General features: G+C 64.7%; 15 protein-coding genes. 7 read left to right on the plus strand and 8 right to left on the minus strand.

The window, feature by feature from the left end; all coding sequences use genetic code 11:
• Positions 1-2: 2 nt before the first annotated feature.
• Positions 3-1022: a class 1 fructose-bisphosphatase gene (locus AB3147_RS08130; RefSeq protein ID WP_367351701.1), complete on the minus strand. Its 1020-nt coding sequence runs from the start codon at positions 1020-1022 to the stop codon at positions 3-5.
• 10 nt (positions 1023-1032) lie between these two features.
• Positions 1033-3738 (minus strand): aminopeptidase N, encoded by a 2706-nt coding sequence (gene pepN / locus AB3147_RS08135; protein ID WP_367351702.1) that lies wholly within the window; start codon positions 3736-3738, stop codon positions 1033-1035.
• A 151-nt stretch (positions 3739-3889) separates the two neighbouring features.
• Here pepN and AB3147_RS08140 point away from each other — a divergent pair, with 151 nt between their 5' ends.
• On the plus strand, positions 3890-4525 hold the full coding sequence (locus AB3147_RS08140) for a DUF4136 domain-containing protein (protein WP_175124624.1): 636 nt from the start codon (positions 3890-3892) through the stop codon (positions 4523-4525).
• 89 nt (positions 4526-4614) lie between these two features.
• On the opposite strand, the gene AB3147_RS08145 is transcribed toward AB3147_RS08140, so the two are convergent.
• The gene (locus AB3147_RS08145) at positions 4615-4998 is read right to left on the minus strand and encodes an H-NS histone family protein (protein ID WP_218345091.1); all 384 of its coding nucleotides are present in this window, start codon (positions 4996-4998) and stop codon (positions 4615-4617) included.
• A gap of 745 nt (positions 4999-5743) precedes the next feature.
• On the opposite strand from AB3147_RS08145, the gene tldD reads away from it, so the two are divergent.
• From tldD to glcF, 6 genes are all read left to right on the plus strand, one after another.
• Positions 5744-7204 (plus strand): metalloprotease TldD, encoded by a 1461-nt coding sequence (tldD, locus tag AB3147_RS08150; RefSeq protein WP_175124623.1) that lies wholly within the window; start codon positions 5744-5746, stop codon positions 7202-7204.
• A 246-nt stretch (positions 7205-7450) separates the two neighbouring features.
• Positions 7451-8524: a 3-deoxy-7-phosphoheptulonate synthase AroG gene (gene aroG, locus AB3147_RS08155; RefSeq protein ID WP_175124622.1), complete on the plus strand. Its 1074-nt coding sequence runs from the start codon at positions 7451-7453 to the stop codon at positions 8522-8524.
• Positions 8525-8665: 141 nt separating this feature from the next.
• Positions 8666-10075, plus strand: coding sequence for an FAD-binding oxidoreductase (locus tag AB3147_RS08160; RefSeq protein ID WP_175124621.1), 1410 nt, complete (start codon positions 8666-8668; stop codon positions 10073-10075).
• Between the two features lie 181 nt (positions 10076-10256).
• Positions 10257-11756, plus strand: a complete 1500-nt coding sequence (locus AB3147_RS08165; protein WP_175138771.1) for an FAD-linked oxidase C-terminal domain-containing protein — start codon at positions 10257-10259, stop codon at positions 11754-11756.
• Between the two features lie 12 nt (positions 11757-11768).
• Entirely contained in the window at positions 11769-12875 is a 1107-nt protein-coding gene (gene glcE / locus AB3147_RS08170) for a glycolate oxidase subunit GlcE (RefSeq protein ID WP_367351703.1), read from the plus strand.
• 6 nt (positions 12876-12881) lie between these two features.
• Positions 12882-14117, plus strand: a complete 1236-nt coding sequence (glcF, locus tag AB3147_RS08175) for a glycolate oxidase subunit GlcF (RefSeq protein WP_175138769.1) — start codon at positions 12882-12884, stop codon at positions 14115-14117.
• 27 nt (positions 14118-14144) lie between these two features.
• On the opposite strand, the gene AB3147_RS08180 is transcribed toward glcF, so the two are convergent.
• The 5 genes from AB3147_RS08180 to AB3147_RS08200 all read right to left on the minus strand — a co-directional run bounded on the left by AB3147_RS08180 (position 14145) and on the right by AB3147_RS08200 (position 19107).
• Positions 14145-15584 carry an NAD(P)(+) transhydrogenase (Re/Si-specific) subunit beta gene (locus AB3147_RS08180; RefSeq protein ID WP_175138768.1) on the minus strand — a complete coding sequence of 480 codons (1440 nt, stop codon included), beginning with the start codon at positions 15582-15584 and terminating at the stop codon, positions 14145-14147.
• Positions 15581-15898 carry an NAD(P) transhydrogenase subunit alpha gene (locus tag AB3147_RS08185; RefSeq protein ID WP_006224972.1) on the minus strand — a complete coding sequence of 106 codons (318 nt, stop codon included), beginning with the start codon at positions 15896-15898 and terminating at the stop codon, positions 15581-15583. The genes AB3147_RS08180 and AB3147_RS08185 overlap by 4 nt, the downstream gene beginning before the upstream one ends.
• Positions 15899-15900: 2 nt before the next feature.
• Positions 15901-17019: a Re/Si-specific NAD(P)(+) transhydrogenase subunit alpha gene (locus tag AB3147_RS08190; protein WP_191576555.1), complete on the minus strand. Its 1119-nt coding sequence runs from the start codon at positions 17017-17019 to the stop codon at positions 15901-15903.
• A 155-nt stretch (positions 17020-17174) separates the two neighbouring features.
• Complete coding sequence (locus tag AB3147_RS08195; RefSeq protein ID WP_175138766.1) at positions 17175-18050, minus strand: N-formylglutamate amidohydrolase; 876 nt, start codon at positions 18048-18050, stop codon at positions 17175-17177.
• A 67-nt stretch (positions 18051-18117) separates the two neighbouring features.
• Positions 18118-19107, minus strand: a complete 990-nt coding sequence (locus AB3147_RS08200) for a Bug family tripartite tricarboxylate transporter substrate binding protein (RefSeq protein WP_175124614.1) — start codon at positions 19105-19107, stop codon at positions 18118-18120.
• Positions 19108-19211: the final 104 nt, after the last annotated feature.

Genomic DNA, 19211 nt, shown 5'->3' on the forward strand with positions numbered 1-19211 from the left:
GTTTACTTGCCCGCGTCCTCGGCGTGGTAGCGGCCCACGCGTTCGACTTCGTTCTTGGAGCCCAGGATCACGCTCACGCGCTGGTGCAGCTTTTCAGGCTGGATGTCCATGATACGCTGCGTGCCGTTGATGGCCGCGCCGCCCGCCTGTTCGATCAGGAAGCTCATGGGGTTGGCTTCGTACATCAGGCGCAGCTTGCCGGCCTTGCCGGGTTCGCGCGCGTCCCACGGGTACATGAAGATGCCGCCGCGGGTCAGGATGCGATGCACGTCCGCCACCATCGAGGCGATCCAGCGCATGTTGAAATCCTTGCCCAACGGGCCGGTGGAGCCAGCCAGGCAGTCGTCGATGTAGCGCTTGACCGGCGGGGCCCAGTGCCGCATGTTCGACATGTTAATGGCGAATTCCTTGGTGTCTTCCGGCACGCGGATGTTCTCGTGCGTCAGCACCCACGATCCCATTTCGCGATCCAGCGTGAAGCCCACGACGCCGTTGCCGATGGTCAGCACCAGCATCGTCTGGGGACCGTAGACAGCGTAGCCGGCCACCACCTGCTTGTTGCCCGGCTGCAGGAAGTCGTCTTCGCAGACGGGGGCGCCCGACACATCATGCGGCGCGTGCAGCACCGAAAAGATGGTGCCGATGGAGACGTTCACGTCGATGTTCGACGAGCCATCCAGGGGATCAAACAGCAGCAGGTATTCGCCCTTGGGGTAGCGGTTCGGGATCAGATGGATGGTTTCCATCTCTTCCGAGGCCATGGCCGCCAGGTGGCCGCCCCATTCGTTGGCTTCCAGCAGGATCTCGTTGGACAGCACGTCCAGCTTCTTCTGGACTTCGCCCTGGATGTTTTCGCTTTCCAGGCTGCCAAGCACGCCGCCCAGCGCGCCCTTGCTGACCGCATGGCTGATGGCCTTGCAGGCGCGCGCCACCACTTCAATGAGCAGCCGGACTTCCGGCGCCAGGGCTTGGGCGGAGCGTTGCTGCTCCACCAGGTATTGAGTCAGTGTTTTACGTTTCAAAAGGATCTCCCTATGCGGCGAATTCTAAAGCCTTGGATACGATTTCCTGCACGTTGCGCGACAGGCCGTCGTGCTGGCGCACTTTTTCAAGCGCGGCCTGCATGGGCCCGCGCAGCGTGGGGACGAAGCGCGACCAGTTGTCCAGCGCACGCGCCAGGCGCGCGGCGATTTCCGGGTTCAGCGCGTCCAGCGCCAGTACCTGCTCGGCCCAGAAGGCATAGCCCGAGCCGTCCGGATGGTGCATGCCGCGGGCGTTGTTGAGGCAGAACTGGAAAATCAGCGCGCGGGCGCGATTGGGGTTGCGCAGCGTGAAGGCCGGGTGCTTCATCAGCTCGCGGGCGGTCTGCACGGTTGTCGAGCGGGCGGCCGCCTGCAACGCGAACCACTTGTCCACCACCAGCGGATTGGCGCTCCATTTCGTATAGAAAGCGGCCAGCGCCTGCTGCGGGAAGTCGCCTTGTCCGAAATTGATCAGGGCAGTCAGCGCGGCCATGCTGTCGGTCATGTTGCCCGCATTGGCGTACTGTTGTTCGGCTAGGCGCTGAGCTTCGGGCTCGCCGGCCGCCATCAGGTGGCTGAGCGCCAGATTCTTCAGGGCGCGCATGCCGGCGGGAATCGGGGCAGGGCTGTACTCGCCCGGCGTCTGGTTCTCGTCGAAGGCGCGGCGGAACTCGGCCTGGAGTTGACGGCCCAGTTCGGCGCGCAGGAAGTCGCGTGCCACGGCCAGAGCGGGCGGATCCACCTGCTGCATGCGTTCGGCCAGTGTCTTTTCCGACGGCAGCGCCAAGGCGCGCGCACGGTAGGCGGCATCCAGTGCGGGATCGGTGAGCAACGCGCGCCAGGCGTCGATGAAAGCCGCCTCGGCGTGCAGCGTACGGCCCGCCTGGCGGGCGTCCGCGAGCGCCAGAATCTGGCGGGTGGCCAGTTCCTGGCCGGCTTCCCACCGCGCGAACGGATTGCCATCGTGTGCGGACAGCAGCGCCAGTTCCTCGTTGGACCAGTCGTAATCGACGATGACCGGCGCGGAGAAGTCGCGCAGCAGCGAAGGCACCGGCCGTTCGGCGATATCTTCGAACACCCATTGCTGGCTTTGCGTGGTCAGTTCCAACAGTGCGGTGTCCACGACGGCGCCCTCGTGGCGCAGCGGCAGCGCGTTGCCATCGCGGTCCAGCAGGCCGATCGCAAAGGGAATGTGGAAGGGCGCTTTGACGTAGTCCGGGCCGGCCTTCTTTTCGACGCCGACGGGCGGGCACGACTGGGTGAGTGTCACGGTGCAACGGCGCGCGGCGGCGTCGTGATCGAGCCTGACCGAAACGCGGGGCGTGCCGGCCTGCCGGTACCAGCGGCGAAACACTGACAGGTCGCGGCCGGGATGCTGCCTGACGTAAACCGATTCCATAGCGGCGACGAAATCGTCGCACGTTACGGCCTGGCCGTCGTGGCGGCGGAAGTATTCGTCCATGCCCGCGCGGAAGCCGGTTTCGCCCAGCAGCGTGTGCTGCATGCGGATAACCTCGGCGCCTTTTTCGTACACGGTGGCCGTGTAGAAGTTGCCGATTTCCTGGTAGCTTTCCGGACGGATCGGATGCGCCATGGGGCCGGCGTCTTCGGGGAACTGCGCGGCGCGCAGCGCCACGACGTCATCGATGCGCTTGACGGCGCGCGCGCTGGCCGCGGCTGCGGCGTCCATGTCGCGCGCCATCATGTCGGCGCTGAATTCCTGGTCGCGGAAGACTGTCAGGCCTTCTTTCAGGCTCAGTTGGAACCAGTCGCGGCAGGTGACGCGGTTGCCAGTCCAGTTGTGAAAGTATTCATGCCCAATGACCGATTCGATACCTTCGTAGTTCGCGTCGGTGGCCGTCTGCGGATCGGCCAGCACGTAAGCCGCGTTGAAGATATTCAGGCCTTTGTTTTCCATGGCTCCCATATTGAAGTCATGGACGGCCACGATCATGAAGCGGTCCAGGTCCAGTTCAAGCCCGAAACGGCTTTCGTCCCAGCGCAGCGAACGCACCAGCGAATCCAGCGCCCATTCGGTCTTGGTTTCGGAGCCGGGGTCGCTGTAGACCTGCAGCAGCACATCGCGGCCACTGACCGTTTTGACCGTGGTTTCACGATGCGTGAGGTTGCCCGCCACCAGCGCGAACAGATAGCAGGGCTTGGGGAACGGATCTTCCCATTCGACCTCGTTGCGGCCGTCGGGCAACTGGCGCGAGGCGATCAGGTTGCCGTTGGACAGCAGCACGGGATACTCGGGCTGCGCGCGCAGCGTCACGCGATAACGCGACATGACGTCGGGGCGGTCAGCAAACCACGTAATGCGGCGGAAGCCTTCGGCCTCGCATTGCGTGAAGAAATTGCCGCCCGACACGTACAAACCCATCAGGGTGGAATTGGCGGACGGCTTGCAGCGGCTGACGATTTCAACCGTGGCGTCGGCGGGCAGGCCACGCAGCGTGAGGGTGTGCTCGGACAGCTGGTAGCTGGCGGCGGGCAGCGGCTCGCCATTCACGCCTACCGACACGAGTTCCAACTCTTCTCCGTCCAGGATCAGGGCGGCGTCTGCGCTGGCCTCAGGCCTGCGCTGCACGTGCATCGTGCAGCGCACTTCGGTCGCGTCGGGCGCGAGGTCGAAGGCGAGGGCGACTTCGGGAATTTCGTAGGGGTAGGGCTGGTAATCCTTGCGGTAAACGGTAACGGGCGTGTCGGTGCGCATGGGATTTGCAGTCCTGTATGAACAAGAAGGCTATTGTAGTGGCTGGCCGATGAGCGGAACCTTGGGCTTACGGGCTAGCCTGAAAACTTTTGGCAAGCGCTTATGTCAAAGCTCGTTATGATGGCGCCGTCGTGCGCTTAAGGAGTCGCAAATGTCCAGGTCGTCTTGGTTCAGCAGTCTTGGCCGGTGGGCCGGTATTCTTGCCGTCCTGGGGGCGATGACGTTGACGGGCTGCGCCGCGCCGACCGTCTCGGCCCGCGTGACGTCGTTTCAGCAATGGCCGGCGGCTGTCGAAGGCCAGACCTATCAGTTTGTTCCCGCCGACCCATCCCAAATCAATAATCTGGAATATCAGTCGTTCCAGGACATGGTGCGCGCGGGTATCGGCGCTACGGGTCTGGTCGAAGCCCGCCAAGGCGTAAAGGCCCGCTTCGAGGTGTCGTTCCGTTATGGCACCACACAGACGCAGGTGATGGTGCGCCGTCCGTACGATCCGTATTTCTATGGCGGCTATGGCGGTTTTTATGGGCCAGGACCGTGGGGCATGGGCGCGGGTTTCTGGGGTCCGGACTGGGTCGACGTGCCCATGGTGGTCCAGCGCAATTCGCTGTCGCTCTTCATACGGGATACCCAGCAGGGCGGTGCCGAGGTATACCGTTCGACCGCCTTCATATTGAGCGAGCGCGATGATTTGCTTCGCACCATGCCCTATCTGGTGCGCGCCATATTCGACAATTTCCCCGGCAATAACGGCGCTGAACGAGAGATTCAATTCCCCGCGCGTTGAGCCGGGAAGGTTCTCGGCGGTGGTTTCCTAAAATAAAAACGGCGCACCATGATGGTGCGCCGTTTTTATTTCTTACTGAGGAATAGGTTTTATTCCTTGATAAGAAAACTCTCGCGGGTTGCGCCGCCGGCTTCTTCGGCAGCGAGCCAGCGCGGCGCCTTGCCGCGGCCGCTCCAGGTTTCTCCGGTTTGGGGGTGGCGATACTTGGGCGCCACCGCGCGCTTTGCGGCGCCGCCTGCGCGGGCGGGGGCGCCGGCCTTGCGGCGACCCCCCGTGGCAGCGCGGGCGGGCTTGCCGGCGCCGTACGCGGCGATGATTTCTTCAGGCGTGATGTCGTACTCGCGCATCGACGTGATGATGGACGTGATCACCGGCTTGCGGCGCTTCGTCTGGAGGACTTCGGCCTTCTTTTGGAGCTTGTTGATTTCCTTTTCGATCTTTGCTTGCAGAGCTGCGTAGGTTTCTCGGGCCATGGTTTATTCCTGATTATGGAACTGCTTTAATCGCCGGCGAAGTTATTTATTTGTTGTGCTTCGCATAATACAGAATTTAAGTCGGGGTATCGTCATTCTCAGACTAATTACTTTGTATCAAAAGCGCGGGAAGGCTTATCGCTTGCGGGTCGCCGCAATTTTCACAACATAGGAAGCAATATCTTAAATTTGGGACAAACTGAAACAAGCGGCCGCTTGGCTAACGGGTTTGCATTGGGATCGTTGATTGTCGGACAACCCCAAGAATGGCTTGCAGGCTGACGAATCGTCGGTCTGCAAGCTAGCGCGGGGAACTATCGAAGCGAGTCTGGCGTCAATAACCGAGCGCTCGCTGCGTGCTGAATTTGTCGCAAACGCACGCGTTATACATTATGGCTTTGTGACCCCCCTGCGTTGGTATACCCCTGGAACGACGGTGTTCCGTCCCTCGGATTTCATTTTGTTGTCAGGTCGTACGACAAGATCGAAATCGTCTGATAGGCAATGCGGTCCGGGCGTAATTGCTTAACTTGATACTTAACTTGATGCCCAGTATGCCGCCCCCATCTGTATGGGCAAGATAATGCGAGATCATTTTGTCCCGCATGGCGTGCCGCACTTGCCACTGCGCCGCACCGCGACTTTTGGTGTCCGGCGCGACGCCGGGTCCTTGTCGGCGGTACGATACGGTCTTGAGCGCCATGACGCGCATGCGCGGCCCCGGTGCCGTTCCTGAACTGAGCCTATGAAAATCATCGATCCCGCCATTGCTTCCCTGGCCACCGCCAAATCCCTTCTGCTCGACCCCTGGGGTCTGACCGAAGCGGACATGGCGCGGGCACTGGGTGAAATCTTCACCCACAAGGTCGATTACGCCGACCTGTATTTCCAGTACACGCGCAGCGAAGGCTGGAGTCTTGAAGAAGGGATTGTGAAGACGGGCAGTTTCTCCATCAGCCAGGGCGTGGGTGTCCGGGCCGTCAGCGGCGAAAAGACCGCATTCGCCTATTCGGATTCCCTGTCGCCCGACGCGCTGCTGTCGTCGGCGCACGCCGTTCGCGGCATCGCGCGCCGCGGCGCCGGCAAGGTCAAGGTCGCCGCTCACGTCGAGGCCGAGATGGGCCGTAGCCTGTATGCGGACATCGACCCCGTCGCCAGCCTCAGCGCGCCCGAAAAGGTCGCACTGCTCGAGCGCATCGAGCGCATGGCGCGGGCGCGCGATCCCCACGTGATCCAGGTCATGGCCGGACTGGGCGCGGAATATGACGTGGTGCTGGTCGCGGGCAGCGACGGCCGCCTGGCCGCAGACGTGCGTCCCCTGGTGCGCCTGTCGCTCACCGTGATTGCGGAACGCAATGGCCGTCGCGAAATGGGTCACGCCGGCGGCGGTGGTCGGCTGGGCCTGGCCTACTTCACCGACGAGATGCTGCAGGGCTATGTCGAGCGCGCGGTGCACGAAGCCATGGTCAACCTCGAGGCGCGTCCCGCACCGGCCGGCGAAATGACGGTTGTCCTGGGCTCGGGCTGGCCTGGCATCCTGCTGCACGAAGCCGTCGGCCATGGCCTGGAAGGCGACTTCAACCGCAAGGGATCCAGCGTGTTCTCCGGCCGCATCGGCGAGCGCGTGGCGTCCAAGGGTGTCACCGTGATCGACGACGGCACGATTCCCGACCGCCGCGGTTCGCTCAACATCGACGACGAAGGCAATGCCACGCAACGCAACGTCCTGATCGAAGACGGCATTCTGCGCGGCTACATGCAGGACACGCTGAATGCGCGCCTGATGAAGACCGCCGCCACCGGCAACGGCCGCCGCGAGTCCTTCGCGCACCTGCCCATGCCGCGCATGACCAACACGTACATGCTCGCTGGCGACAAGCCCGCCGACGAAATCGTGGCTTCGGTCAAGCGGGGCCTGTATGCCGTCAACTTTGGCGGCGGTCAGGTCGACATCACCAATGGCAAGTTTGTGTTCTCGGCCTCCGAGGCCTACATGATCGAAGACGGCAAGGTTACGTATCCGGTCAAGGGCGCCACGCTCATCGGCAATGGCCCCGACGCCATGAACCGCGTCACCATGATCGGCAACGACCTGCAGCTGGATTCTGGCGTGGGCACCTGCGGCAAGGACGGCCAGAGCGTGCCCGTCGGTGTCGGCATGCCGACGGTCCGCATGGAAGGCCTGACGGTCGGCGGCACGGCCTGATGGCATAAATGGGGGCGGCATCCGGCAAAAATCCGGCGTGACGCCCTCAAAAAACTGTGCTAGAGTCGGTCCCCATGAAATTCGCGTCCCCCGCCTTTTATTTTTATTTTTTTGGTTTTCTGAAGCCGCTGGCGGAGGAAGGGACGCGCTCAATCTGAAGTTTGGACAGAATCCCCCCAAAAAAGCCGCCAGCAAATCTGGCGGCTTTTTTTATGCCGCCGTGGCGGGCAACCCAGGAGCAGTACCGTGTCGCACAACACCGATGACCTTCGTATTCGAGAAATCAAGGAACTGAATCCGCCCTCGCACGTGATGCGCGAGTTCGCGTGCACCAAGGAGGCGTCCGAGACCGTCTTCGCCGCGCGGCAAGGCATGCACCGCATCCTGCACGGCATGGACGATCGCATGATCGTCGTGATCGGTCCGTGTTCCATCCACGACACGCGCGCCGCCATCGAATACGCCAAGCGTCTGAAGCCCGTGCGCGACCGCCTGAGCGCGGACCTGGAAATCGTGATGCGCGTGTACTTCGAGAAGCCGCGCACGACCGTGGGCTGGAAAGGCCTGATCAACGATCCCGACCTGGACGGCAGCTTCGACATCAACAAGGGCGTGCGCGTCGCCCGCGAACTGCTGCTGGACATCAACAGCATGGGCTTGCCGGCGGGATGCGAGTTCCTGGACATGATTACGCCGCAGTACATCGCGGATCTGGTCTCCTGGGGGGCGATCGGGGCGCGCACGACGGAGAGCCAGGTGCACCGCGAGCTGGCGTCGGGCCTGTCGTGTCCGGTGGGATTCAAGAACGGCACGGACGGCAACGTGAAGATCGCCGTCGATGCGATCAAGGCGGCCTCGCAGCCGCACCATTTCCTGTCGGTGACCAAGGGCGGCCATTCGGCCATCGTGTCCACGGCGGGCAACGAGGACTGCCACGTCATCTTGCGCGGCGGCAAGACGCCGAATTACGACGCGGCCAGCGTGGACGCCGCTTGCCAGGACGTGTCCAAGGCCGGTCTCGCGCAGCGCATCATGGTCGACGCCAGCCACGCCAACAGCAGCAAGAAGCCGGAGAACCAGCCGCTCGTCGTCGAAGACGTGGCGCGCCAGATGGAAGCCGGCGATGCGCGCCTGGTCGGCGTCATGGTCGAAAGCCATTTGCTGGGCGGCCGCCAGGACATGGTGCCGGGCCAACCGCTGGTGTACGGCCAGAGCATCACCGACGGCTGCATCGACTGGGATGCGTCCGTGGCCGTGCTGGAGCGCCTGGCGCAAGCCGTGCGCGAACGCCGCCGCGTGGCGCTGACCTCCGGCAAGTAAATCCGGCAAGTGATTCCGGCAAGCGATTCCGGAAAATGAGGGGGATTCACGCCGCGCACTGTCAGCCTGGGACGGTGTGCGGCGCAGCACGCGAGGCGGCGTAGAATATTCGGATTATCGAACCCGGGAAACCACGAGATCATGAACGCTCCCTTGCACGCCGAATCGTTGCGCCGCGCGGTTCCGGCCGCCTGTCTGGATGCCCTGCGTGCGCACTTTGGCGACCGCCTGTCGGAATCGGCCGCCGTGCGCGAACACCATGGCCGCGACGAATCGCCTTACCCCGCCATGCTGCCCGACGCCGTGGTGTTCGCGCACTCGACGGAAGATGTCGCATTCGTCGCCAAGGTGTGCAACGAGCACCGCGTTCCCTTGATTCCGTACGGCGCCGGCTCGTCGCTCGAAGGCCACATTCTTGCGATTCAGGGCGGCATCAGCCTGGACCTGTCGCAGATGAACAAGGTCCTCGCCATCAACGCCGAAGACCTCACCGCCACGGTGCAGGCCGGCGTGCTGCGCAAGCAGCTCAATGAAGAGATCCGCAGCACCGGTCTGTTCTTTCCGATTGACCCGGGCGCCGACGCCAGCCTGGGCGGCATGGCCGCCACCCGCGCGTCTGGCACCAACGCCGTGCGTTACGGCACGATGCGCGAAAACGTCATGTCGCTGACCGTCGTCACCGCGGACGGCCGCATCATCCGCACCGCGGGCCGCGCCCGCAAGTCGTCGGCCGGCTACGACCTGACGCGCATTTTCGTGGGCAGCGAGGGCACGCTCGGCATCATCACCGAAGTGACCGTGCGCTTGTATCCACAGCCCGAAGCCGTGTCCGCCGCCGTCTGCAATTTCCCGACGCTGGACGCCGCCGTGCAGAGCGTGATCGAGATCATCCAGATGGGCGTGCCGATCGCGCGCGTCGAGTTCATGGATGCCGCCAGCGTGCGTGCCGTCAACCTGCACAGCAAGCTGACCCTGCGCGAAACGCCGCTGCTGGTATTTGAATTCCACGGCAGCCCCGCCGGCGTTCAGGAGCAGGCCGAAACCGTGCAGGCCATCACGGCCGAACACGGCGGCATGGACTTCGAATGGGCCGAGCGTCCCGAGGACCGCAGCCGCCTCTGGACCGCGCGCCACAACGCGTATTTTGCGGGCCTGCAGTTGCGTCCCGGCTGCCGCGCCAGCACCACCGACGTCTGCGTGCCGATTTCGCGCCTGGCCGACTGCGTGCGCGACACCGTCGAGGAACTGGACCGCGCAAGCTTCCCGTACACCATCGTCGGCCACGTGGGCGACGGCAACTTCCATGTGCTGATGCTGCTGGACGCCGACAACGCGCAGGAATGGCAGGAATCGGAAGCGATCAATCACAACCTCGTGCGCCGCGCCATCGCTGCCGATGGCACCTGCACGGGCGAGCACGGCGTCGGCCTGCACAAGATGCAGTTCATGGCGGAAGAACACGGCGAAGACGCGCTGGATCTAATGCGCAGCCTGAAGCACGCGTTTGACCCGAACAACATCCTGAATCCAGGCAAGATCGTGTCCTGGTAATCAACAGGGGGAGGCTGCAAACGCCTCCCTCGATCCGTCAGCGCCTGCTGCTTTTACGCGACAGGCTGCTTCACGGTTTACGGCCGGTTACGTATGAACTGGCCGCAAATGCCGGTAAATGCGTCAGGTGCGGGTAAATCCCGGCCTGATTAACATGGGCACACGCGCTATTGTTGCGCTCATGAATTCACTGGTCGAAACCGGCCTGGCACAAGTGCAGGCGCCTTATTCGCAGCAGCAGCTCATCGAGGCGTTGTCGGCCGCGTTGCCCGCGCACTGTGTGCTTTATCGCGAAGAGGACACCCGTCCTTACGAATGCGATGGCCTATCCCTTTACCGCTCGATTCCCGCGGTCGTCGCCCTGCCCGAAACGGAAGCGCAGGTGCAGGCCATCATGCGCATCTGCAAGCGCCTGAACGCGCCCATTGTCGCGCGCGGCGCCGGAACGGGACTGTCGGGCGGCGCCATGCCGCACAGCCAGGGCGTGTTGCTTGGGCTGTCCAAATTCAATCGGATCAAGCATATCGACCTGGCCAGCACGACCGCGATCGTCGAGCCGGGCGTGCGCAATCTTGCGATCTCCGAAGCCGTGTCTCCGTATGGGCTGTATTACGCGCCGGATCCGTCGAGCCAGATCGCGTGCTCCATCGGCGGCAACGTCGCGGAAAACTCTGGCGGCGTGCATTGCCTGAAATACGGCCTGACCGTGCACAACGTGCTGCGCGTGCGTGTGGTCACGATCGACGGCGACGTGGTCGAACTGGGATCGCACGCGCCGGACGCGCCCGGACTGGACCTGCTGTCCGTGTTCGTCGGGTCCGAGGGCATGCTGGGCGTCGTGACCGAAGTGACCGTCAAGCTCATCCCCAAGCCGGCCTGCCAGCAGGTCGTCATGGCCAGTTTTTCCAGCGTCGAGGCGGCAGGCAATGCGGTCACGCAGGTGATCGCGGCAGGCATGATTCCGGCGGGTCTTGAAATGATGGACCGGCGCGCCACGCACATGGTCGAGCCGTTTGTCCGCGCGGGCTACGACATGGACGCACAGGCCATCCTGCTGTGCGAATCGGACGGCACGCCCGAAGAGGTGGCGCACGAGATCGCGCGCATGGAGGCCGTGTTCCGGCAAGCCGGCGCCACGCGCTGCCAGGTGTCGGCATCCGAGGCGGAACGCTTGAAATTCTGGGCGGGGCGTAAGAACGCGTTTCCCGCTGCCGGGCGCGTGTCGCCCGATTACTACTGCATGGACGGCACGATACCGCGCCGTCATCTGGCGCGCGTACTGGGCGCCATTGAACAGATGGAAGACGAATTTGGCCTGCGATGCGCCAACGTCTTTCATGCCGGCGACGGCAATCTGCATCCGCTGATCCTGTTCGATTCGAATAAGCCGGACGAGGTGGAGCGCGCCGAGAAATTCGGTGCGGCCATTCTTGAGCTGTGCGTGCAAGTGGGAGGAACCGTGACCGGAGAGCACGGTGTGGGAATGGAGAAGATAAATCAAATGTGCGTGCAATTCTCTCGCGAAGAACTCGACGCGTTCCTGGCAGTCAAGCGGGCCTTTGATCCGCCGTGCCTGCTGAATCCTGAAAAGGTCATCCCCACGCTGGCACGCTGCGCCGAATACGGCAAGATGCACGTCCATGCGGGAGAACTGCGCTTCCCCGATCTCGCCCGTTTCTAGGACGTATCCCTTATGGATTTTGTCCTGTCGGAATTGTGCGACCAGGTCATGACGGCCCGTGCCGGCCACAAACCCCTGTTCGTGATGGGCGGCGGCAGCAAGCGGTTCTACGGTAACTACCGTCCCGTGCGGCCGCAGGATGGCCATTGCCTGCTGGATATGACGCCGTACCGCGGCATCGTCAGCTACCACCCATCCGAACTCGTCGTCACGGTGCGCGCCGGCACGCCGCTGGCCGAACTGGAGGCCGCGCTTGCCGAGCACGGCCAGATGCTGGCCTTCGAGCCGCCGCATTTCGCGCCCACCGCCACCGTGGGCGGCTGCGTCGCAGCCGGCCTGTCGGGCCCGCGCCGCATGAGCGCGGGGGCGCTCAAGGATTTCGTGCTCGGTGCGCAACTGCTGGATTCGGAAGGACGCATCCTTTCCTTCGGTGGCGAGGTCATGAAGAACGTGGCGGGCTATGACGTGTCGCGCCTCCTGGCCGGCTCGCACGGCATCTTCGGCGCCATCCTGGAGGTGTCGCTGAAGGTCGTGCCCAAGCCGATGGAAGAGATGACGCTGGCGTTGCCCGCGACGCAGGCGCAGGCACTGGCCAACTTTGCCTTCTGGCGCGGCAAGCCGCTGCCGATCTCGGCATCGAGCTGGTCAAGCGATGCCGACGGCGCGGACGGCATGACGATGGTGCGCCTGTCGGGCGCGCCGCCCGCGCTGGCCAGCGCGCGAGCGCTGATCGGCGGCGATGTGCTGGCGCCGGATGCGGCCGACGCATGGTGGCGGTCGTTGCGCGAGCAGACGCACCCGTTCTTTGCGCCAGACCGGCCATTGTGGCGGCTGGCCCTGCCGCCAACCACCGTCGATCTGGAACTGGGGCCGACGCTGGTGGAGTGGGGCGGTGGCCAGCGTTGGCTGAGCGGTCCGCGCGATGCCGCTGAACTACGCGAGACGGCGGCCCGCCACGGCGGCCACGCGACGCTGTTCCGGCCCGCTGATACCCCGCCGCCCGCCGATGGCGTGTTCCATCCGCTTGCGCCGGGTGTCGGCGCAATCACCCGCAGGCTGAAGCAGGAACTCGATCCCGCCGGCCTCTTCAATCCCGGCCGCCTGGTCCTGGAGCTGTAGGACATCATGCAAACCAATCTGGCTTCCTGGGCGAGCGGCACCGATCTGGGCAACGAGGCGGACGCGATTCTGCGCCGCTGCGTGCATTGCGGTTTTTGCACGGCCACCTGTCCGACGTATCAGGTTCTGGGCGACGAACTGGACAGCCCGCGCGGACGCATCTATCTCATCAAGCAGGTGCTGGAGGGCAAGGAGCCCACGCAATCCACGCAGCAGCATCTGGACCGCTGCCTGACCTGCCGCAATTGCGAGACCACCTGCCCGTCCGGCGTCGAGTACGGCCACCTCGTCGACATCGGCCGCAAGATCGTGGACGAGCGCGTGGAGCGGTCGTGGGGCGACAAGACCAAACGCACGTTGCTGCGCAAGGCAATGCTGTCGCCGATGTTCGCGCCGGCCATGCGTCTGGGTCAGAGCCTGCGCGGCATCCTGCCCCAGGCCCTGCGGCGCAAGGTGCCGGAACGCCGCGACGCCGGTCCGCTACCGCAGGTGGCGCGACACGATCGCCAGGTCCTGATGCTGGCGGGCTGCGTGCAGCCGGCCATGATGCCCACCATCGACGCCGCCACCATCCGCGTGCTGGATGCGGTCGGCATCGGCGCGCGCATCGCGCCGGGCGCCGGTTGCTGCGGCGCGGTCAGTTTTCACCTGGACGCGCAGGACGAAGCCGTGGCGCAGATGCGCGCCAACGTCGACGCGTGGTGGCCGCTGGTGCAGGACGGCAAGGTCGAGGCCATCGTCATGAATGCGTCGGGCTGCGGCGCCATGGTCAAGGAATACGCGCACCATCTGCGCCACGACCCGGCGTATGCGCAGAAAGCCGCCGACATCGTGGCGCTGGTGAAGGACGTGGCGGAGATCGTCGCGCCGCACGCCGACATGCTGCGGTCGCGCCTGCCGGCCGGCACGCGGGCATCGTTTCACCCGCCGTGCACGTTGCAGCACTGGCAAGGGCTGCGGCCGTTGTCAGAGCAATTGCTGGTCGATCTGGGATTTGAGCTGCAGCCGTTCGCGGACAAGCATCTGTGCTGCGGATCGGCGGGCGCGTATTCGGTATTGAATCCGGACATCGCGCTGGAACTGCGCGACCGCAAGCTGGGCGCCATCGCGGTGGGCAGTCCCGATGTGATCCTGTCGGCCAACATCGGGTGCATCGGCCATCTGCAAAGCGGCACCGATACGCCGGTGCGCCATTGGGTCGAAGTGGTCGACGAGCAGTTGCGCCGCGCTGCGCAGGGCTAGCCGCCCGCGCAGCGCCTGGCGTTGCGGTTACTCCACGGCCTTGACCATGTCTTCGAGCACCTTCTTGGCGTCGCCGAAGACCATCATCGTGCGGTCCATGTAGAACAGTTCGTTGTCCAGCCCGGCATAGCCCGAGGCCATGGAGCGCTTGTTCACGATGACCGTGCGCGCCTTGTAGGCCTCGAGGATGGGCATGCCGGCGATGGGTGACTTGGGATCGTTCTTGGCGGCCGGGTTGACCACGTCGTTCGCGCCCAGCACCAGCACAACATCGGTCTGGCCGAACTCGCTGTTGATGTCTTCCATCTCGAAGACCTGGTCGTAAGGCACTTCGGCCTCGGCCAGCAGCACGTTCATGTGGCCGGGCATGCGGCCGGCCACCGGATGGATCGCGTACTTCACGGTCACGCCCCGCGCGGTCAGCTTTTCGGCCAGTTCCTTCAGTGCATGCTGGGCCCGCGCGACAGCCAGGCCGTAGCCCGGCACGATGGTGACGCTTTCGGCGTTGGTCATCAGGAACGCCGCGTCGTCCGGGCTGCCCGACTTGACGCTGCGCTGCTGCGCATCGCCTGCCGCCGCGCCGCCGCCCGCTTGCCCGCCAAAGCCGCCCAGGATCACGTTGAAGAACGACCGGTTCATCGCCTTGCACATGATGTAGGACAGGATGGCGCCCGACGAGCCCACCAGCGAGCCGGCGATGATCAGCATGGGGTTGTTCAGCGAGAAACCGATGCCCGCCGCCGCCCAGCCGGAATAGCTGTTCAGCATCGACACCACCACCGGCATGTCCGCGCCGCCGATCGGGATGATGATCAGCACGCCCAGCACGAAGGCGATGAGCGTCATGATGATGAACGGCGTCCATTCCTGCGTGAGCATGAACCAGAGGCCGCAACCCAGCATCGCCAGCGCCAGCGCCAGATTCAGCATGTGCTGGCCGGGGAACACCACGGGCGCGCCCTGGAACAGCCGGAACTTGTATTTGCCGGACAGCTTGCCGAAGGCGATGACCGAACCCGAGAACGTAATGGCGCCCACGAACGTGCCGATGAAGAGCTCGAAGCGGTTGCCGGTGGGGATGGCCATGCCCGGCGGCGCAATGCCGAAGGCGTGCGGCTCGGCCACGACGGCCACGGCGATCGCGACCGCCGCCAGGCCGATCATGCTGTGCATGAAGGCGACCAGCTCGGGCATCTTGGTCATCTCGACGCGCTTGGCCATCAGCGTACCGATGGAGCCGCCGACCAGCAGCCCCAGCACGACCCAGCCCAGCCCGATCGTGGCCGTGCCGCTGCGCGCCAGCCCGATGATGAGCGCCGCGGTGGTCACCACGGCGATCGCCATGCCGGCCATGCCGAAGGCGTTGCCCAGGCGCGAGGTGGTGGGATGCGACAGGCCCTTGAGCGCCTGGATGAAGCAGACCGAGGCAATCAGGTAGAGCAGGGTGACGAGGTTCAGCGAGATCATTTCGCTTCCTCCTTGCCCGGCTTGCGGTCCTTCTTCTTGAACATTTCAAGCATGCGCCGCGTCACGAGAAAACCGCCAAAGACGTTGACGGCGGCCAGCGCCACCGCGAATACGCCCATGCCGCGCGCCAGTCCGCCTTCAGTCAGCGCGGCGGCCAGCATCGCGCCGACGATGATGATCGCGGAAATGGCATTGGTGACCGCCATGAGCGGCGTGTGCAGCGCGGGCGTGACGTTCCAGACCACGTGGTAGCCGACATAGATGGCCAGCACGAAGATGATGAGATTCATCAGGGTGGGGTTGATCGCTTCCATGGTCACGTCCTCCGCGTCACATTGCCGCCTTCGCACACCAGGCAGGCTGCCACGATTTCATCGTCGCGCTGGATCGCCAGTGCGCCGTCCGCATTGATGATGAGCTTCAGGAAATCCAGGATGTTGCGCGCGTAGAGCGCCGAGGCGTCGGTCGCGACCAGGCCGGGCAGGTTGGTCAGCCCGATGATCGTCACGCCGTGCTTTTCGACGATTTGCCCTTTTTCCGACAGCGGGCAGTTGCCGCCGCGTTCGACGGCAAGATCCACCAGCACCGAGCCGGGCTTCATGGCCGCGACCGTGTCCGCCGAAACCAACGTGGGGGCTGGCCGTCCTGGGATCAGCGCGGTGGTGATGACGATGTCCGCCTGCTTGCAGCGTTCGGACACCAGCGCGGCCTGACGCGCCATCCAGGCGGGCGGCATGGGCCGCGCGTAGCCGCCCGTGCCTTGCGCGATCTCGCGCTCTTCGTCGGTTTCGAACGGCACGTCGATGAACTTGGCGCCCAGCGATTCGACCTGTTCACGGGCGGCGGGCCGCACGTCGGAGGCTTCGACCACTGCGCCCAGCCGCTTGGCGGTGGCGATCGCCTGCAGGCCGGCCACGCCGGTGCCCAGGACGACGGCGCGCGCGGCTTTCAGGGTGCCGGCGGCGGTCATCATCATGGGGATCAGCCGGCCGTAGTGATGGGCCGCAAGCAGCACGGCCTTGTAGCCGGCCAGGTTGGCCTGCGACGACAGCACGTCCAGGCTTTGCGCGCGGGTGATGCGCGGCGCGGCTTCCAGCGCGAAGCCGGTCAGGCCCGCGGCGGCCATTTGCGCCAGACCTTCGGCGTCGAAGGGGTCGAGCATGCCCACGACCACGGCGCCCGGCTTCATGCGGGGCAATTCTTCGGGGGCGGGCGCGCGAACCTTCATGACCAGTTCGGCGCCCAGGGCATCCTGGGCTGAACCGAGCGTGGCGCCCGCTGCGACATAGGCATCATCGAGATAGCGGGCGGCGGCGCCGGCTCCACTTTCCACAACGACGGTGTGCTTGCCGCCCACGTACTTCTTGACGGTCTCCGGTGTTGCTGCGACACGGGTTTCCCCGTCTCGGGTTTCCTTAGGTATCCCGATGTGCATCGACGCCTCTCCTCAGAAGGTTCGCCGTAGTTATACACGGAATGTGCGCTCTCACGCCTCCCCCGTTTTGGCCGCTTGCGCGGGGCCAAAAAAAACCCCATGGCGAACCATGGGGCGGGGGGCTTGCAACCCGGCGTCTGGACGGGCGGCGTTTCTTATGCCGTCTGCGCGCGGGTCCAGGTGATCAGCGCGGCGGTAAGGTCGCGCAGATCGGCCTTCAGCCGGCCGTAGTTGTCGGTCGGACGAAGCGACACTTCGTCCATGTAGAGCTTGCGGTTGATCTCGATCTGCAGGCTGTGGCGGCCTTCTTGCGGGCGGCCGAACGCGCGCACCAGTTCCACGCCCTTGTAGGGATCGTTCACGGTGACGTTGTAGCCGCGCTCGCGCAGCCAGGCGGCGATGAATTCGCGGAAGGCCGGATCGCTGGTGCTGCCGTCGCGGTCGCCCAGCACGAAGTCGGGATGGACCAGGCCCGGGCGATCGGTGGCGAAGGCGCCGGCCACGCTGGGCATCGAGTGGCAGTTGATGTGCCAGACCTTGCCGAACTTGCGGTGGGCGTTGTCCAGCACCTGACCAAGCGCGGCGTGATAGGGCTTCCAGCAGGCATCGATGCGGTGGCGTACTTCGTCCACCGTGAGCTTGCGGTTGTACAGCGGCGTGCCGTCATCGAGCATGCGCCAGATCAGACCCTTGCCCAGCTTGACCTTGGGCGAGGGGTTGATTGCGTCGGGCCATGCCGCGTCCAGCAGCAATTCGTCGATCTCGTCGGCGGCGCGGTTGGCGTCGATATAGGCGCGCGGGAACGCCGCGGCGATCATCGGTACGCCCATCTCGATGGCGTCGCCCCACAGATCGTCAACCCAGGTGTCCTCGGCCGTGCGCAAGGCGCCAAAGTCCACCGCGGCGGCGAAATCGGGGGGGTAGGTCGTGCCGCTGTGCGGGGAATCCAGCACGAGAGGGACCGAGATTTCCGAATCGGGATAGTGCTGCGGGAGGTCGAAGCGGTAGGACAGGGGCTGGGTAAGTCGCATAAGGGGGTACTGCGTTCGTGAATCGGAGGTCCTCGCGCGCCACGGGCACGCGAGGACCGAAGACCGGTTAGTCGATCTTCACGTTGGCTTCTTTGGCGATGCGCTTGTTCTTGGCGATTTCAGCCGAGATCTGCGCGCCGAATTCGGCCGGGGTGTTGGCAGCGGGCGAGGCGCCCAGAGCGGCGAGGCGGCTCTTGACGTCTTCTTCGGCGCTGACCTTCTGGACGGCGGCGTTCAGCTTGGCCAGCACGGGGGCGGGCAGCTTGGCCGGGGCGACCAGGCCGAACCACGAGGCGTCGTTCACGGCCGGCAGGCCGGCTTCGGCGAACGTGGGCACGTTGGGCAGCGAGGCGACGCGCTGCGGCGAGGCGACGGCCATGGCGATCAGGCGGCCGGACTGGACGTGCGGCAGCGTGGAGGGCAGGTTGTCATACATGACGTCGACCTGGCCGGCCAGCGCGTCGTTCAGCGCGGGGCCCACGCCACGGTACGGCACGTGCATCAGGTCGGTGCCCGAGGCCATCTTGAACAGTTCGCCCATCATGTGCGAGACCGAACCGTTGCCGGCCGACGCGTACGTCAGCTTGCCGGGCTGGCTCTTGGCCAGCGTGATGAATTCGGCGATGGTCTTGGCCTGGACCTTCGGGTTGATCGTCATGATGTTCGGCACGGCAGCCAGGTTCGAGACGGGCGTGAAGTCCTTCTCGCCATCGAACGGCAGGTTCGGGTAGATGGCCGGGTTGATGCCGTGCGTGCTGACGGTGGCGATGCCCAGGACGTAGCCGTCCGGCGCGCTGCTGGCGACGAAGGCGCTGCCGATCGAGCCGCCGGCGCCGCCGCGGTTTTCCACGACGACGGTCTGGCCCAGTTCCTTGCCGAGCTTGTCGGCGAACAGGCGGCCGACGATGTCGGTGGTGCCGCCGGGCGGGAAGGGAACGATCAGGCGGATGGGCTTGCTGGGATACGCATCTTCAGCGTGCGCGATACCCGAGGTCAGCGGCGTGGCCAGGGTCGCGGCGGCGACACACAGGCCCAGGACTACATTACGGCGTTGCATGAATTCCCCTACTAATGAGTGAACAGCGGATGCGCAAAGGCAGACGCAAACCCGACGATTCTTTCCTGGCGGGCAGGTTTGCGCAAACGAAAGATTCTCCGTAA

The sequence above is a fragment of the Achromobacter animicus genome (genome assembly GCF_040775605.1).
GTDB classification, from domain to species: Bacteria; Pseudomonadota; Gammaproteobacteria; order Burkholderiales; family Burkholderiaceae_B; genus Achromobacter; species Achromobacter animicus.

Excerpts from the sequence above, each read along its gene's own strand:
- pepN (WP_367351702.1), bottom strand. The coding sequence starts at position 3,738 with ATGCGCACCGACACGCCCGTTACCGTTTACCGCAAGGATTACCAGCCC.
- AB3147_RS08140 (WP_175124624.1), top strand. The coding sequence starts at position 3,890 with ATGTCCAGGTCGTCTTGGTTCAGCAGTCTTGGCCGGTGGGCCGGTATT.
- AB3147_RS08145 (WP_218345091.1), bottom strand. The coding sequence starts at position 4,998 with ATGGCCCGAGAAACCTACGCAGCTCTGCAAGCAAAGATCGAAAAGGAA.
- tldD (WP_175124623.1), top strand. The coding sequence starts at position 5,744 with ATGAAAATCATCGATCCCGCCATTGCTTCCCTGGCCACCGCCAAATCC.
- AB3147_RS08160 (WP_175124621.1), top strand. The coding sequence starts at position 8,666 with ATGAACGCTCCCTTGCACGCCGAATCGTTGCGCCGCGCGGTTCCGGCC.
- AB3147_RS08165 (WP_175138771.1), top strand. The coding sequence starts at position 10,257 with ATGAATTCACTGGTCGAAACCGGCCTGGCACAAGTGCAGGCGCCTTAT.
- glcE (WP_367351703.1), top strand. The coding sequence starts at position 11,769 with ATGGATTTTGTCCTGTCGGAATTGTGCGACCAGGTCATGACGGCCCGT.
- glcF (WP_175138769.1), top strand. The coding sequence starts at position 12,882 with ATGCAAACCAATCTGGCTTCCTGGGCGAGCGGCACCGATCTGGGCAAC.
- AB3147_RS08180 (WP_175138768.1), bottom strand. The coding sequence starts at position 15,584 with ATGATCTCGCTGAACCTCGTCACCCTGCTCTACCTGATTGCCTCGGTC.
- AB3147_RS08185 (WP_006224972.1), bottom strand. The coding sequence starts at position 15,898 with ATGGAAGCGATCAACCCCACCCTGATGAATCTCATCATCTTCGTGCTG.
- AB3147_RS08190 (WP_191576555.1), bottom strand. The coding sequence starts at position 17,019 with ATGCACATCGGGATACCTAAGGAAACCCGAGACGGGGAAACCCGTGTC.
- AB3147_RS08195 (WP_175138766.1), bottom strand. The coding sequence starts at position 18,050 with ATGCGACTTACCCAGCCCCTGTCCTACCGCTTCGACCTCCCGCAGCAC.
- AB3147_RS08200 (WP_175124614.1), bottom strand. The coding sequence starts at position 19,107 with ATGCAACGCCGTAATGTAGTCCTGGGCCTGTGTGTCGCCGCCGCGACC.